Source organism: Anaerocolumna sp., assembly GCF_032079385.1.
Lineage (GTDB): Bacteria > Bacillota > Clostridia > Lachnospirales > Lachnospiraceae > Anaerocolumna.
In genome coordinates this window covers 27,551-44,709 of the sequence record NZ_DAMAUC010000008.1, presented here as the reverse complement: position 1 = coordinate 44,709, position 17,159 = coordinate 27,551, and the positions used below count along the sequence as shown (strand labels likewise).

The window sequence follows — 17,159 nt, the reverse complement described above, 5'->3', positions numbered from 1 at the left end:
TAATATGATGCCCATCTGCCCTTTCCCATGTATCCATGTCTATTAATGTAAAATTATTTTCCATAGTCACTCCTTGAGCAGGCATAGCCGGTCGAATTTTTTCAAAAACCTCATTTTTTCAATTGCTTTTATTGCTTTCCATCGAACCTCACTGACTGCAAATTCCTTTGAATACTTTTCTGTATTATCAAACCAGGTCCAGGTAATAGGCCATACATTTTTTTCAGGTTTTGTCTCAATAAGGTATTCCAGTTCAACATCAACCATATCCTTATTAGCAGCATAATATATACTTTCGGGGCTCAGTATATAATCAGACGGTCTATAACCATAATACTTCCATTTACTCACATCATGTTCTATGCCTTTTGTGACAAGTACACTAATCCTTTTTGCCATCCCATCATAATCAAAGTCTTTTAATTTCAGTTCTTCTATCGTATCAACCAATGCAATATATCCGCTAACACCCATATCACCATGGTTATCCTCAGTCATCATCTTGTCAATTAATTTTCTCGCAAAAGTCATGGCAGTCTGATACACTTCAGATTGTGAATCTACATATCTAAGTATAAATGCAGACAATTCTGCTGTAATTCCAACGCTTTCTATTATATTAGCTTCTTCGTTATACCCCCACCAGGGTGCATGTGGAAAATCATCATTGGAAGGTATACTAAACATCCATCCATATTCCGTCATGTTATTTCCGGATGACAAGTATTTTATTATTCCCTGATAAATTTCATTACTTATATCAGAATATCCAATGCTTTTCAGTATATTAAGGGCAAAAAGCGTGGTGCTGGGAGTTGAATGGGGATTCCAGTTATCTGGTTCCAAGGCCTGTCCGAAACCACCATCTTCGTTCTGATACAATGCAAGTATATTAAGAACATCATTCTGGGAACCGTCCTTAAAAAAGTATTTCCACAAACATATTTCTAGCTGCCTTCCATTCTGCATAATCCATTTTTCTATACCCATGTAAGTTTCCAAATTCATTTTCATCATGATTTTTGTCCCCCTAAATAAATTTTTTATCCATTACATTACTCTAATATTTTTGTGCAAGATGAAAACCATACTTTTACTTTCATGAAACAGCCAATACCATCCCATTTAGCTGTAATTCACTCTTTCTATTATTTACCTATTATACTACTTACTAATACCTCACTCAATAATAACTATATATGTTTGCTTATCCGTTACACAATCAGGGTTTAGTTTATCAGGGTTTAGTTTATAATGTATAAATCAATGATTCGTTTACATAACTTGTAATGATATTTAAACTCTAAATATATAAAAAATACAACCGAAAAACTAAAATAGCTTTCCAGTTGTATTTCAATTTAAGTTAATGTTTATTATTTACTATTTAAAAATAGCTTTTGAAATTGTTTCCGTGTCATTTCATAATCAACACTGGATTGCATTTCTCCTAATTGATTTTCCCAGGCATCTTTATTTACCCGTACTTTCGTAAACCCGATTTTTCCGTACACATGCTGGGCTTTTTCATTCTTTAAATTTGTATCCAGAAGGATTTTCTCAATTTTAACCTTTGAATTGATAGCATCATCTGTAAATAAAAATTCAATCAACATATTCAGTAGTTTCGTTCCTATCCCACAATTTTGATAAGAAACTTCACATATTTTAATTCCGATTTCCGCAAATCCACCACCAATTCCATAACTCATCTCTCCGGCCCTGATTCCATTTACTTCAATTATGCATCTTTGAGACAATCTTGTTTCATTTTCTTTAATCTGAGCGATGGTTTCCTCAATACTTTGATTTAAACCTTTTGGAAATCCCGCATGTGCCATAATAGTTCCATCGTTCCACCAATTCGTTAATACTTTTGCATCTTCTACTGTTGCACTTCTTATTGTTAAATTTTCTTTATGTATCTGCATATGTTTTCTCCTCTCTTCCCATACATTCTTAATCCACTGACCAAGTCAGAAGATTTCCAAGAGGGGTTTTAAATCCCAGATACTGATACATTTTAACATCCTTGTCGGAACAGCCAACCCATAATGAAGATATTTCCTGTTGCTTACACCACTCAAAAACATATCTCGTAAGCAGCATTGATATACCTTTCTTCCGAAACAAAGGTTCAATGAAAAAATCTTCAAATATGCCTCTGCACTTGCACTGAAATGTGGAAAATGTCATAGAGACGGAGCATATTCCTACAACTCTTGTTTTTCGCTTAGCAACAAAGAAATGAATTTCTTCTTGTTTTATGGCATGAATAAGTTGTTCCTGTTGTACTTCACTTAAGAATTCTTCTCCGATTTCTGCTTTATAACCATTCTGAAGATTACGAATCTGCCAGTAATTCTCCTTTTTCAGTTCTTCACAGAAAATCTTTTCTTCATCATTTTCCAGAATCAAATCATATAATATACTGCCATATTCATCAAATCCATTATACTGGAATCCTAGTGACTTCCAGAAATTTTGATTTAATTCATTTGATAAATTCAGCTCATAGTACCTTGCCTCTGTTTCTTCCTTTTGAAGCTGGTTAAAGCAAGCTTTTCCATAACCTTTCTTACGATACTCCGGATAAATACAAAAATCAATGATAAAACATTTCCCATCTTCGCTGCTGTATGTGCAATAAAAGCAAAAACCTATTTTTTTGCCTTCCCTTTCGAAGAAAATCATTTTTGCATTATCAATGTCCCTGTCACATAAAGCATTCATGTGATTTCGATATTCGTCTGAGAAGAAATATGCTTCCATTTCTTTCGTAATCGGACTTCCTATTGTACAGTTGGGAAAAACATCTCTTAAAAGATATTCTCCTTGCTTCATCCAATACTCTTCTCTTTTTGCTTCTCTAATACGTATTTGTTCACTCATTCAGTGACCTCCATAATAAAATTAGGAGGGTTTATTCTGCGTGAACCCTCCCTGCACGCTGGATTTTACTAATAATATTCTTCACCATGAAAACCATTCCTTTCATAAAATATTTATCATAACGCATACGCGGTATAACCCTAAATCAAATGTCTTTTTCCAAAACCATTTTCCCCCACTACTATGCAACTACCTTTTTTCCACAATCATTTTTCCCACTACTATGCAATTACCTTTTTTCCACAACAATAAGAGGAACCATCATTTCCTTTTCTGTCATTCCAGCATGTGCTCCAATAAACTGATTTGCCTCTTCTCTGGAATTAAAAATTGCCACATCACTGACTGCTACAGCCAGATAATCTCCTAAAAACTCTTCAAATCTGGGATGATTATTACCGGTACCAAACAAATTTTGTTTTAAGACTTCCTGTTTTGATAATAATATAAAATCTTTTTCAAAATGTTTTAAAAACGCATTGCAAAACTCTTTCTCTCTTCCTTCTTTCACATAGAAAGCTAAAGCTCTGGGTTCTATTGAGGGCAGCCATCTTAAAGTATCAACGATGTCCGGATAATCACCAATAAATACATTTTTCCCATCCATATGCCCATGGTCCGAAATAATAAATACTACCGTATCCTGAAGTTTGTTGCAAAGCTTTTCCACTTTTGAGTTAATTCGGTTCACCCATGTAATAGTTTCTTTACTCGTAACCCCTTTGGCGTGCATGGAAGAATCCGGCTCATTCCAATAAGTATAGAGGTAGTGACGCCCCTCCTCATTACATAACTTTTCAACGCTGTCTAGTATTTCTTCAAAACTTTCTATATGGTAAGTTCCAAATCGTGATATTGACTCCGCTCTGATATTCTTTTGCTCCTTAATTTTATCAATAACCGTTTTATAAGGAATATATCTGTTAGCAACCGGATAATCAGCCACAATTTTACCGTCATCATTGGTATTGATAAAAATATTCACATTATCTTTTACTTCAGGAAAATACAGACTCCATCCAAGCCAGGAGTGTTCTGAGGGCGCTAATCCACTCATTAAGGTTGTTGTTGCTGCAGTTGTTGTCGGAGGAAATACAGAGCATATTTCATTTAACATATGTTTTCTTAAAAAACTATTCTCCGGCAGTATCTCTTGAAGATTTCTGCTTCCCATTGCATCAAAAACCATAACCACTACATTTCCATATCCTTTTTTAAGAATTGAATCAACTATTCTTAGTGTGGGATGTTCATTTTTTATACCATAATACTTTTCAATTGAACTTATTAAACTCAATATACTATTTTCATAATTCAAATGCAGAAACATTTTCTCCTCCATGATGTTTGTATACAACTTTTATAAGTTGTTCTGCTCATAGCATTTCTAAACCTATTATATCTTATTAAGTCAGAATAACAAGCATAAATTACCAAAAACCAGCTTACGCTTATCTTTAATACGTATTCACTGTACAAAAAATAAGCTTAAACTGGTTAATCAAAATTATCCGAACATCAGTATTTCTTATGATATATTATCACAAATGTAAAATATACAATCGGCATAAAGAATATGGTAATTATTAGGAATTGTATAACTTTTATCTCTACCATATAACTTAAAATAAATACAAGAAATATATAGAAATAGCATATCCAAAATGATGTATGCCCTGCTTTTGAATTAATAAAAATATTTCTTTTTTCATTTTCCAATGCAATATTCTTTCTCAACTCTGGCTTCTTATAGGAATATTTGTATAGGGCAAGCATCACAATTCCTGTAGGAAGAAATCCTGCAGTTAATCCACTCATTAACTTTTGCTGATAATCAAAAACGAAACCAGTTATTCCTGCTAATATTCCTATGATAATAAAAACCGACGAAAAAAGGAAACCTTTTTTAATATACTTATCAACCTTATTCATAAACATCCTCCTCAAAAATAAATATTTCTTCGATTGACATGTTAAATACCTTTGCAATTTTGTATGCTAAAGAAATTGATGGATTGTACTAAAAAAATTGCTTATTTTAGAAATATAGAATCTTTCCTAAAATAAGCAATCTCATAGTCTTTATTATAATAACTTAAAAAATTATCCCAACAAATATCTTTTATTTATTATAAAAATTTATTCTTGTTAATTTCTTATTAAGTAGTCAAATGCACTAAGCGCCGCAGAAGCTCCTGAACCCATAGATATGATAATCTGTTTGTATGGACTATTGGTACAGTCTCCTGCTGCAAATACTCCCGGTATATTAGCAGCATTATGATCATCTATTAAAATTTCGCCGAAACGATTACGCTCTATACTATCTCCTAACCAATCTGTATTAGGTACCAGCCCGATTTGAACAAAGACACCCTGTAATTCAACGTGATATTCTTCCTTGGTATCGCGGTCAATATAAGTAATACCATTTACTTTATCCGTTCCGGTGATTTCCTTTGTTTGCACATTTTTGTGTACAGTTACATTTGGCAAAGAATATAGACGTTCCTGAAGTACTTTATCCGCTTTTAATTCCGGTAAAAATTCAAGAACTGTTACATGATTTACGATACCTGCTAAATCAATTGCAGCTTCAATTCCTGAGTTTCCTCCTCCTATTACTGCAACATGTTTTCCTTTAAAGAGAGGTCCATCACAATGAGGACAATAAGCCACTCCTTTATTCTTAAATTCTATTTCTCCCGGTACCCCTACATTACGCCAGCGGGCACCTGTAGCCAGAATAACGGTCTTGCTTTTTAGAACAGCTCCGTTTTCCAATTCGACTTCTACATATTCATCCTTACTTAATCCTTTTGCACGCTGTGAAGTCATAACATCCACATCGTAATCTCTTACATGTGCTTCTAAATTATCAGAAAGTTTCGGTCCTTCAATATACTTAACCCCTATTAGATTTTCAATACCTAAGGTATCTCTTACCTGTCCTCCGAATCTTTCCGCCAGGATACCGGTACGAATACCTTTTCTTGCCGCATAAACAGCTGCACTGCTGCCGGCAGGACCGCCTCCTATTACTAATACATCATATGGCGCTTTATCATAGAATTCAGATACATCTAAGGTACTTCCAAGTTTAGTAAGTATTTCTTCTACCGTCATCCTTCCGTCGCCAAAAGGTTCTCCATTTAAGTAGACAGAAGGCACTGCCATAATATTTTTACTCTCTACTTCTTCTTTGAACACCCCTCCATCAATCATGGTGTGTGTAATATCCGGGTTAAGAACACTCATTACATTAAGGGCCTGCACCACCTCAGGGCAATTATGACAGGTTAAACTTATATAAGTTTCAAAGTTATATTTACCCTTAATCCCTTTAATCTGTTCCATGATTTTATCATCCACTTTGGGTGCCCTGCCACTTACCTGCAGCAGTGCCAATACCAGAGATGTAAACTCATGGCCTAACGGGATACCTGCAAAGACTATTCCGGTTTCTTCACCTATACGATTGATGCTAAAACCCGGTGTTCTGGGCAAATCAGACTGTTCGATCTTAATTTGGGAGGACATGGCGGCTAGTTCATTAACTAGAGCCGCCATGTCATTTGAGGTTTTGTCTGATGAAACGCTTAGCTTTATCACAACCTCGTTCTCCATAAGTTTAAGATACTCAGCCAATTGTTGTTTTATATCAGCATCCAGTATCATAATTCACTCCTTATATTTTACCAACAAGATCCAAACTTGGTTTTAAAGTAGCAGAACCCTCTTTCCATTTTGCAGGGCACACTTCATTGGGATTATTTCTTACATATTGAGCTGCTTTTATCTTATTAATAAGAATACTTGCATCACGTCCAATATTTCCAGCATTGATTTCTGCAGATTGAATAACTCCATCCGGATCGATAATGAAAGTACCGCGGTCGGCAAGTCCATCTGCCTCTATTAATACATCAAAATTACGGGCTAATGTATGAGAGGGATCACCAATCATAATATAAGTTATCTTACCTATGGCTTCGGAAGTATCATGCCATGCCTTATGTGTAAAATGGGTATCTGTAGATACAGAATAAACTTCCGCACCTAATTGCTTAAGTTCTTCATAGTTATCTTGTAAGTCTTCCAGTTCTGTGGGGCACACAAAAGTGAAATCTGCAGGATAGAAGCAAACAATGCTCCATTTTCCTTTAAAATTCTCTTCTGTAACATCAATGAACTTTCCGTTGTGATAAGCCTGCGCTCTAAATGGTTGTACTTCTTTTCCGATTAATGACATAATCTTACCTCCTGAGATATTATTTATTATTTAAAATTAATAGAAACATGTTAATATTAATAACAATAATGATTACTGTTATTATTTATTTAAAGTTTACCTCATCGATAGCTATTTTGTCAAGTACTAAATCCATCTTTTTCTAAAAAGTTTTCTAAAGTTAATTTTAAGTCATTGAGGCCAGTTCTCTAGAGATGGTATTTCCCCAGAATATTCCTTTATGAGTCAGTCGATACTCTGCCCCCTCTTTTATAACATAATTTTCAGCAATGAGTTTTTGAAGCATTTCTTCATAAGCCTCCAAATCTTGATACAGCGCAGTATTTCTTGGCAAATATCCAGTTTGTAAATCTCCTTTGAATATTACATGCTCTTTATAGGCATTGTTCATTAACATACCTTTTCTTTCTTTAAAATGAACAATTGAGGTATAGTATTCTTCCAGATTAATGGGATTCATAATGCCAAGACCGTATATACTTCCCCCTGCACCAGCCCCTAAAGGCAGAGTATCCCCGCCCCGGTGGCGATTCATAATATATTTATAGGGATCATTTCTAACCATCTTTGTTAATTCCAGAAAATGATACCCTTCCTCTTCCATAGTTTCTGCTATCTGAAAGAACATCTTTTCATCATTTTCCAATCCCTGGGCTTCATTTATCTTGGTTTCCTTCATGTTGATCAAAGAATACATAGAAAAACCGTCCAGATCAAGGGATACAATCTTCTCTAAATCTTCTTCCAGATCCTGGGTCGTCTGTCCCTGATAATTGTAGATTAAATCCATGCTTATGGTTGCAAAATCAGCCTTTTTAAGATTCTTAAGTTTTTCATATGCCTGTTCCCCACTGCCAATCCGGTTCATACTTCTTCTTCCTTCATCATGAAAAGTCTGAACACCCACTGAGAACCGGTTAACTCCCTCTTCTTCAAACATAGAAATTTTATCTTCTGTTAATTGTGTGATTGTTGTTTCAATTGTAAATTCTGCAGTATCTGTAAATCGAAAGTTCTCCTTTAATGCTCTTAATATTTTTCTCAAGTCTTCTTTAGATAAGGTGGTAGGTGTCCCTCCTCCGAAGTAAACTGCATCAAATACCAGTTCCTTACAGGCAGCATATCCACTATAGTTTCTAATTTCTTCTACAATCCAGTCAGCATACTTCTCATGAGGATGCTGCAGACTTCTTCTCATATTACAAAAGCTGCAGATCTTACTGCAAAAAGGCACATGTATATAAATCGTTGCCGGCTGCTTATTTTCTGAATTATTCTGCTGTATAATATCAACCAGATCTTTTTGTCCCAGCAGATATTTCGCTCCCTCAGCCATAGCACTGTGATGGGTTTTTAGTCTTGCATTAAACATGGACACTCAACCTTTCTCTGAATAACTCTGCTGCATAAGCAATATCTAAAGAACTTGGATGATTTTTTGCCACCTCATACCTTTTTCTCTTTTCATCCGTAATTGCATGGGGATTATCCACCGGTAATTTTTCAAACATAGAAATAATTTTCTCACTTAATTTACCTTGACATATGTATTTAGCGATTACCTGATTCTTCTCCTTTACTATGCTTTCTCCATTAATCAGGGATTTCATACCATGTTCCGTATCCGGCCAATATCCCAAAGTCGCAAAAAGTCCAACTTTTTTCCCACTAAGGCTTTCTAAAAACTTCTTTGCTTCTTCATTGGGTCCGCCCTTATCCACCCAATATCCGGCTAAAATAGTATCATAGTCATTTGCATCTGTTACTTCCTTCATAGGCTTAATCTCTTTAAATTCTGGGGAAATACCTTCATAGATGCCTTCTGCTAATTTTTGTGTATTTCCTGTTAAACTTGAATAGGTAACTAAAACTTTCATTTCTATACCATTGTGTATTCCAGATTCTTCTGAAATACTGCCACTTATAAGTGTGAAAGAATCATCCAGTGGCACCTTTCTCTATATTTTCTTTCACACTTCCAAACATGATGTTCTTTGCGACATCTCAAATAATGAGCGAAGAAGTTCAGCAAGAGAATTCCAATAGATTCTCTTGTTGGAGTTCTTCCAGTGTGAAACTGAGAAATTCTTAGTCTGTGTACTATGCTGGCTTAGAATTTCTTTTCACACTTCCCTTTGTAACATCTCAATTAAAAAACAGAGAGAATAAAAATAAGAATTCCAACAGATTCACATTTTGTGATTTTTCAAGAAGAAAGATTTCTTTAATCTTCTTACTTTGTTTACTCAGTCAGGTTATATCACCCCTTATAACGGTACTTATACTAAGAGAGGTACCATGTATGGACATTGATTCTGCTCACTCCATTGAATCATGGATCTGATTCCATATACCTCCTCAATTCTTTGCTCTGTGATTCCTTCTCTTACAGGTCCATCAAATACTATTTTCCCTTTTTTCATAATAATCACATTATCACTGAATTGGATTGCCTGATTTATATCATGGAGAACCATAATAATTGTCATACTGAATTTCTGATTCAACTCCCGTATTAAATGAAGTATCTCATACTGATAGTAAATATCTAAATAAGTGGTTGGCTCATCCAGAAAAAGAATATCCGTCTTTTGAGCCAAGGCCATAGCAATAAAGGTTCTTTGCCGCTCTCCACCGGACAGTTCACTTATTTTTTTATGACGTAATTCCTGAAGCTTTGTAACCATAAGCGCCCAGTCAATCACCTCTTCTTCCTCATCATCTCGGCTATTCCAAAAGCTTTGATAAGGAGTCCTTCCGTATCCTACCAGTCGTTCCACTGTAATGTCTCCGGGTACATTATTATGCTGATAAACGATGGCTATTTTTTCTGCAATCGTTTTTTGTTTATAAGATTTTAAATTCCTGTCCTCCAGCCATATGTCTCCGCTGTTTGGCTTAAGTTGATTTACGAAAAGGTTTAAAAGCGTTGATTTTCCTGAACCGTTTGGTCCGATAATGGTGGTTATGCTGCCTTCTTTTATTTTCGTATTCAATTTTTGCATAAACGGATTTTCACCGTATCGAAAGGTAATTTGTTTAGCTTCCATAAGAATTTTCTCCCTTCCTTAACAGATACAGGAAGAACGGCCCGCCAAGAACAGACATTATAACTCCTACCGGAATTTCATAAGGCGCAGTTAGGGTTCTTCCCAGGGTATCCGCCAATACTAAGACCAGAGAACCAAGGATTGCGGAGAAGGGTATTAAAATCTTGTGATCCGATCCCATTAGTAATCTGGCCACATGAGGTACAACGAGACCAATGAAACCAATTACGCCGGCATAAGCTGTGGATATTCCGGCTAAGAATACCGCAACTACAGAAATTAAAATCCTATGAAAGTTTGGATTAACACCTAAACTTTTAGCATTTTTATCACCTAAAGCCAGAAGATTACAGCTTTTTGCCATGGGCATGGACAAGGCCAGACCAATAATTGTATATAGAACCATTAGTTTAACCTCATTCCAGCTTTTCTTTCCCAGGTTCCCGTTCATCCAGTTTAATACTCCTGCCAGACTGTCACTGTTAAGAATGGAAATCATACTGCTGACGCCACCAAGCATGGAGTTTACTGCAACGCCGGCAAGAATAATTCTTACTGCTGTGATTCCTTTCTTCCACGCCAATGAATAAATCATAATACAGGCAATCATTCCTCCTATAAAACCAAATACAGGTATCATATGTGAGGTTCCCGGAAAATACAGCATAATCAACATTACTACTACACTTGCACCGGAAGAAATACCAGTAATTCCGGGATCCGCCAGAGGGTTTCTCATAACTCCCTGAAGCAGAACCCCCGCTACGGATAGATTTGCACCTACTAAAACCCCCATAATAACTCTGGGAATACGAATGGACCGGATAATCCCTATATTTCCTGTTCCTTCGGTAAACATTCCCTGAATAATATTTTTAAAAGGAACATTAACACTGCCTACTGAAATAGAGAATATAATCCCTAAAACCAGCAATATACTTACAACTACAAATGCACTTACTTTTTTCATATTATCTACTCAACTTATTCTGTATATAAATAGCCAACCAGCTTATCCATTGCCTCTGGCGCCTGTAGATTTGCACTCATGCCAAAATAACCGGTATCCAGTGCAATCACTTTATCGTTTTTCACTGCATCAAAATTCTGCCAAGCTTCATTGGTTTCAAATTCTTTCTTAAATGCTTCTAATGATTCTTCCGGATTTGCATGAGCCATAAATAAAATGTACTCCGGATTCTTATCTGCTAAGAACTCCATGTCCACAGGAATGAAACTGCCCTCCATGCCATCTAGAATATTTGTGGCACCAACGCTTTTAACTAAATCTCCCACATAGGTGTTTTCTGTAGCTGCCATAAAGGTATTAGTGGCACCAAAAATAATTAATACAGATGGACTCCCTTTTCCTGTAGTACGGTCAGTAATTGCCGCCTCTTTACTTTCGAATTCAGCAATTATATCCGCCGCTTTTTCTTCCACTCCAAAATATGTACCAAGACTTAAGATACTTTCTTTTAATCCCTTATAACTGGCTAAATCTACAAATTCGCTGGGAATCTTAAGCGCTTCAAATTGTGTCTTTAAATCCTCGGATAGAGAGTTAACGGATATAATCACTGTGGGTTCTAGAGATGTAATTACTTCCATATCCGGTGACATAGGATTTCCTATTCTTTCTGCATCTGCAACACTTTCAGGCAGTTCATAACTACTGGTAGGTACCCCAACCATAGGAACTCCTAAAGCATCCAGTATTTCAACAACAGCTACAGAGGAAGCGATCACTCTGTGCTGACTCAAATCCTTATCAGAACTTTTTTCTGAAACTTCATTTAGTTCATTTGAATTATCTTTTTGTCCGTCAGTCACTGAAGCTTTTGCGGAATCCCTTTCACTCTCATTTGTTTTGGCTGAAGTTACCCTGTCCTTATCTGAATCCGCCCCTTTCTTACTGCAGGCAACTGCTGCTATCAGCATTGTAAAAAACAAAAGAAATAGTATAATTTTCTTCATTTTGTTCATCCTCATTCTTTCTTTTTGATAAAATTAATCTTTTAGTTAGTTGCATCTAACTTTTCAAATGATAACATGTTATAATAGCTCTATGTTTTAAATATTTTGGATTTATTTTAATTATTTTTGGAAGGGAGAACGAAATGGGGGAGGAAGCATTATATAATCATTTAGAAATATGCACATTTGTATACAATGGAAATACCCTAGCGGCAATTAATTCCATAAAAGAAAAGGCAGACTTATTAAAAAAAGGAACCTCTCTGCAAATTAAAAAAGCTTATTTATATTCATTAAATATTAGTATTTACAATTATATATTGCTTAATGAAAAGGTGAGTTTACATATATGCTGCCACAAAAATGAACAGTTCATCGACAAATTCATCTATTCTCATGACCTCTTAGATATTGGTGAGAAAATTATTTTTGCCTATGGACACTGCTCAGAATACTTGATTGAAAAACATAAAAACAAGCATGTTAAGAATGCCATCGCCTATATACATAGCCATCTGGCAGAACCTTTAACTCTTGATAAAGTTTGTGACAGTATTAATATCAATCCCAGTTACCTCAGTGATATTTTCAGAAAACAAGTAAAATGTACCTTTAGTCAATATATTTTGAAGCAGCGAATTTCACTGGCAAAGAAACTACTCATGGACTCCCAGTTCACAGTGAATTTAATAGCGGAAAAATGCGGGTTTACAAACCAGTCTTATTTTTGTACCTGCTTTAGAAAAGAAGTTGGTATGACCCCTTGCTGTTATCGTAACAAGACAAACTTATAAAAGAAGAAGCCGCTGCACTTTAAACTAATTACATTAAAGTGAAACGGCCTCTTTATCTTTTTACAAACTTATAACATAATCTTCATTGGTTACTAATCAATTATTTTCAATTCTGGATTTACTTAATTACCATTATATAAATTTGACAAGGATTCCATTCATCCCATAATGTAGGGAAACATTCAAGTTCTTTAAAACCTAATTTCTTGTAAAATTGAATTGTCTTATCATATTCATCATAATGACCTTCTTGTACAGTTTTTACCTGTATAAATGAATAGCCCTGTTCTTTTGCAATTGTTTCTTTTTCAAGAGGAAATTTTATAATTTAATTGCTTTAATAACAAAGGATGTATTAATTAATTTAGCTTTATGCTTTGAATAATATTTTGTAGTAAAATCCTGTTCCTCAACAAGGATTTCCTTATCCGTTTCTTCAATTAATTTATCAATTTTAAATCCTGCTGATGCCAATTCGTTAATATAGGAGGACAATTTCCAATTCTTAATTTTCAATTCCTGATTTCCTTTTTTTAAATTAATAAATGCTTCATCTAAATATGACCTAAAAATTGTATATTTATTTTTTTCTGCTTCTATACACTGCATTAGGGGCTTCCTAATCGTTTATAACCAACTCTTTTGAACCAAACCAAAATCTACAGAAGGTACGATATCCTAATTTTGCATACCAACTCTCCAAATGAGTAAAGTGAATATATCCTATCTCTACCCCGTGCTTTTTTAATTCTGCAATGGAACGTGCGACCATAGTCAAACCAAGTCCGTATTTTCTCTTACTTGGAATCACTCCAACGCAGCCAATATTGCCAACCTTATTGAAACCAGTACTTTGTAATGTTATATCATCAAAACTTAAAGCCGTAAATCCAATGATTTCATTCTCTTCCTTCGCTACATAAAATGAACCATTTCCTTTAAAATACTGAACCCATTCCTCATCCACCTGTGCGACTGCTTCATATAAATTACTTTTTTCCTCATCCGTACAATACCCAAATGTTATATTCTCTGGGTTTAAATTCACTGGAAGTTCTTCTACATTCACATCTTTGAGTGACATCTGCATTTCTACAAAATTACCAGTATTGTGATAACCACAGGATTCAAAAAATGCATGATGTTTCTCCTCCCAATCTTTCTCCTCAATTACAGCTCCAAGAAATAAATTTGAATCCATCGCACCTAAAACGACGGTATCAAATCCGTTCTGTTTTATAAATGCTTCGCTTTCTTTCACTAATTCTTTACCGATTCCCTTGTTTTGATGAGATGGTATAACACATAACAACATAATATGATTGTCCTTCACAATGGAATAACCTATGAGTTCATCCTTCTCACATTTGCGAATATAATGATTTCTCTCATCTTCGATTAACTTTTTAAAAACTTCTTCATTGATGGGTAAGTTAGGAAAACATTCTTTAAAGATGGTAAACATTGCGTGCTCCATTTTACTCTCTCCAATCTATGTACTTTTCTCTCCAGATTGAGCAGTGCTCAACATGGTATTATTTTACATCATAAACCGTGCTATTACAATATCTTTCCAGAACATCTCCATAATTTTGCGAAAAGATATAACGCAGCAAAATGTAATTAAAAAAGCTCCAAGGTTCAAGTTTCTACTTCAACCTTGGAGTTCATTTACTCGGTCACTTTCCGATATAAACCACATATTTTTTTATTTAGGAATAATCCAAAAATCCGTATTTGGTTGATCAGCAATGTAATATAGCGGAACAAAGATTCCGATGCAATTGCAAATACAACTAATAACATTGCACTTTTTGTTGATATCTGATTGATATTAAATAAATTGCGCATAAACAAGCTACAGAATAATAATCCCACCATCATGGAAATCAAAATTATCCTTCTCCAATGATTCATCGGTTTACTGATTCGATACAGTATCATAAATCCTACAATGGACATCAATAGCGTACTTGATGTCGAAACATCCGTTGCACTCATTTCAAATTCTACACTAAAGATTACAATCGCACTTACGATTAGGAAATCGGTTAATCCTGCCGGTAATGCTTTATATAAGACATTTGACATAAACCTTCCTTGGATTGGATTAGTATTATTTTCAAGTGCTAGACAAAATGCAGGAATTCCAATCGTAAACATACTGATTAACGATATCTGAGACGGCTGCAATGGATAATTTACCATAAAAAGAATCGAGAACACAGCCATTAAAAATGAAAATATATTTTTTACTAAGAATAAACTTGCACTTCGTTCAATGTTATTGATTACTCTCCGCCCTTCCAGCACAACCGACGGCATACATGAAAAATTTGATTCGAGTAATACCAATTGTGCCGCTTGTGCCGCAACATCACTACCAGAAGCCATTGCGATACTGCAATCTGCATCTTTAAGTGCCAAAACATCATTTACCCCATCACCGGTCATTGCAACCGTATTTCCAGCCTTCTTCAAAGCCTGTACCAATTGTCGTTTCTGATTTGGTGTAACTCTACCGAATACCGTATAAGTTTTTACTGCTTCCTCCATCTGTTCTTTTGTCTCTAGGGTGGAAGCATCTACATAATTATGGGCATTCTCGATTCCTGCTTGTTTTGCTACTTGTGAAACAGTAACCGGATTATCACCTGAAATTACTTTTACTTCAACATTTTGTTTCGCAAAATATTGGAACGTATCTTTTGCTTCTTTTCGAATCGGATTTGATAACAGAATCAATCCCAATGGAGTCACTGATTCCGTCAGTACCTTTCCTGTCACTTTCCCATGATAAATTCCAAACACCAATACTCGATATCCTTCGCTACCATAGGCATTAATTTTAGGTTCATATGAAGTAAATTGTTCCCGCAGCACAAATTCGGGAGCCCCCAGAACATACGCTGCATCCTGAAAAGTAGCACTACTGTATTTGGTTGCCGATGAGAATGACGTAATACTAATTGGTTGCTTTCCCGTTCCTTCCTTGAAATGCTTACCTAATGCAATCATCGTCTCATTGTCTTTTGCCATTGCTTTTGCAAAATCTCCAATCAACTTCTCCAATTCTGGCATTGCTGATTCATCATATCCATCCAAGGAAACTACATCATTAACTGTCATTTTATTTTCAGTAATTGTACCGGTCTTATCTACACATAACACATTTACCCTGGCTAATGTTTCAATACATTTCATGTCGTGTACCAAAACCTTTTTCTTTGCCAAGCGCTGTACACTAACTACCAATGCTGCACTCGTTAACAAATATAGTCCTTCCGGTATCATACCAATGATTGCCGCAACCGTTGAGGTAACACTATGTCGTAAAGGTGCACCTAAAAAATAATGTTGCTGCACGAACAGTATGATACTGATTGGTAGAATCATGACACCAACCGACTTTACAATGACATTCAACGAACGAATCATTTCCGATTGTTCTTTTTGATTTACGGACTTTGCTTCCAATGTGAGCTTTGAAGCGTAGGAATCTTTCCCTACTTTCTCCAATTTTGCATGACAGTTTCCAGACACAATAAAACTCCCAGATAGCAGATTATCTCCAGGGTACTTTGTAATCTCATCTGCTTCTCCTGTAATCAGAGATTCATTGACATTAACTTCTCCTTTCAATACATAAGCATCTGCACTGATTTGGTTCCCTGCTGCAAATACCACAATATCATCTAATACCAGTTCTTCAACTGGTATCACTTGTTCTTTTCCATCGCGAACTACCGTCGTTTTGGGAGCATTTAATACAGTCAGTTTATCTAATGTATTCTTTGAACGTATTTCCTGAACAATACCGATTAAAGTATTTGCAATGATGATTGGTAAAAATGTCAAATCTCGAAACGAGCCAACAATCATTAGTAAAATCGCAATTACTAAAAATATAAGGTTAAAATACGTACATACATTACCAAGTATAATTTCCTTGACTGATTTTGAAGGTGATTCGACCGGGGCGTTTGTGCACCCTTGTTCCGTTCGTATTTTCACCTGATCCGAACTCAATCCCATATCAAAACTCGGATTATAACGACAAATCGTCCCTGCCTCATAGCTTATGTTATTTGCTTCCTTATCCATCCTTATCTCCTTAAAACTTATCCCTTATTGCTTTTCTGTCTAAATAGGTGTATTTTGGGATTCTACTATCGATCGCAAGTCCATATAACG

The 17,159-nt window shown here is 35.4% G+C and carries 16 protein-coding genes; 1 reads left to right on the top strand and 15 read right to left on the bottom strand.

The genetic code is table 11. From position 1 onward, the window contains the following. Positions 1-66 precede the first annotated feature (66 nt). From RT261_RS08250 to isdE, 12 genes are all read right to left on the bottom strand, one after another. Positions 67-1,017, bottom strand: a complete 951-nt coding sequence (locus tag RT261_RS08250; protein WP_313131649.1) for a hypothetical protein — start codon at positions 1,015-1,017, stop codon at positions 67-69. A 359-nt stretch (positions 1,018-1,376) separates the two neighbouring features. Beyond that, complete coding sequence (locus tag RT261_RS08245) at positions 1,377-1,931, bottom strand: GNAT family N-acetyltransferase (protein WP_313131647.1); 555 nt, start codon at positions 1,929-1,931, stop codon at positions 1,377-1,379. 28 nt (positions 1,932-1,959) lie between these two features. Continuing rightward, positions 1,960-2,892 carry a GNAT family N-acetyltransferase gene (locus tag RT261_RS08240; RefSeq protein ID WP_313131645.1) on the bottom strand — a complete coding sequence of 311 codons (933 nt, stop codon included), beginning with the start codon at positions 2,890-2,892 and terminating at the stop codon, positions 1,960-1,962. Between the two features lie 229 nt (positions 2,893-3,121). Further along, positions 3,122-4,222, bottom strand: a complete 1,101-nt coding sequence (locus tag RT261_RS08235; RefSeq protein ID WP_313131642.1) for an alkaline phosphatase family protein — start codon at positions 4,220-4,222, stop codon at positions 3,122-3,124. A 188-nt stretch (positions 4,223-4,410) separates the two neighbouring features. Continuing rightward, positions 4,411-4,824, bottom strand: a complete 414-nt coding sequence (locus tag RT261_RS08230; RefSeq protein ID WP_313131640.1) for a hypothetical protein — start codon at positions 4,822-4,824, stop codon at positions 4,411-4,413. A 216-nt stretch (positions 4,825-5,040) separates the two neighbouring features. Next, positions 5,041-6,570, bottom strand: a complete 1,530-nt coding sequence (gene ahpF, locus RT261_RS08220) for an alkyl hydroperoxide reductase subunit F (protein WP_313131637.1) — start codon at positions 6,568-6,570, stop codon at positions 5,041-5,043. A gap of 10 nt (positions 6,571-6,580) precedes the next feature. Further along, entirely contained in the window at positions 6,581-7,144 is a 564-nt protein-coding gene (gene ahpC / locus RT261_RS08215) for an alkyl hydroperoxide reductase subunit C (RefSeq protein WP_313131635.1), read from the bottom strand. Between the two features lie 166 nt (positions 7,145-7,310). Beyond that, entirely contained in the window at positions 7,311-8,516 is a 1,206-nt protein-coding gene (locus RT261_RS08210) for a coproporphyrinogen-III oxidase family protein (protein ID WP_313131632.1), read from the bottom strand. Further along, positions 8,509-9,096: a flavodoxin family protein gene (locus RT261_RS08205; protein ID WP_313131630.1), complete on the bottom strand. Its 588-nt coding sequence runs from the start codon at positions 9,094-9,096 to the stop codon at positions 8,509-8,511. Before RT261_RS08205 ends, RT261_RS08210 begins: the two co-directional genes overlap by 8 nt. Positions 9,097-9,423: 327 nt before the next feature. Continuing rightward, complete coding sequence (locus RT261_RS08200; RefSeq protein ID WP_313131628.1) at positions 9,424-10,194, bottom strand: ABC transporter ATP-binding protein; 771 nt, start codon at positions 10,192-10,194, stop codon at positions 9,424-9,426. Continuing rightward, a complete protein-coding gene (locus RT261_RS08195; RefSeq protein WP_313131626.1) occupies positions 10,184-11,164 on the bottom strand; it encodes a FecCD family ABC transporter permease in 981 nt (326 codons plus the stop codon). Before RT261_RS08195 ends, RT261_RS08200 begins: the two co-directional genes overlap by 11 nt. Before the next feature lie 14 nt (positions 11,165-11,178). Further along, positions 11,179-12,171 (bottom strand): heme ABC transporter substrate-binding protein IsdE, encoded by a 993-nt coding sequence (gene isdE / locus RT261_RS08190; RefSeq protein ID WP_313131624.1) that lies wholly within the window; start codon positions 12,169-12,171, stop codon positions 11,179-11,181. 143 nt (positions 12,172-12,314) lie between these two features. Here isdE and RT261_RS08185 point away from each other — a divergent pair, with 143 nt between their 5' ends. After that, positions 12,315-12,965 (top strand): helix-turn-helix domain-containing protein, encoded by a 651-nt coding sequence (locus RT261_RS08185; RefSeq protein WP_313131622.1) that lies wholly within the window; start codon positions 12,315-12,317, stop codon positions 12,963-12,965. A gap of 321 nt (positions 12,966-13,286) precedes the next feature. Here the strand turns inward: RT261_RS08185 and RT261_RS08175 are convergent, their stop codons facing one another. The 3 genes from RT261_RS08175 to RT261_RS08165 form a co-directional block, all read right to left on the bottom strand. Then, a complete protein-coding gene (locus RT261_RS08175; protein ID WP_313131620.1) occupies positions 13,287-13,574 on the bottom strand; it encodes a hypothetical protein in 288 nt (95 codons plus the stop codon). Positions 13,575-13,584: 10 nt separating this feature from the next. Then, positions 13,585-14,442, bottom strand: a complete 858-nt coding sequence (locus RT261_RS08170) for a GNAT family N-acetyltransferase (RefSeq protein ID WP_313131618.1) — start codon at positions 14,440-14,442, stop codon at positions 13,585-13,587. Between the two features lie 194 nt (positions 14,443-14,636). After that, on the bottom strand, positions 14,637-17,069 hold the full coding sequence (locus RT261_RS08165; protein WP_313131616.1) for a cation-translocating P-type ATPase: 2,433 nt from the start codon (positions 17,067-17,069) through the stop codon (positions 14,637-14,639). Positions 17,070-17,159: the final 90 nt, after the last annotated feature.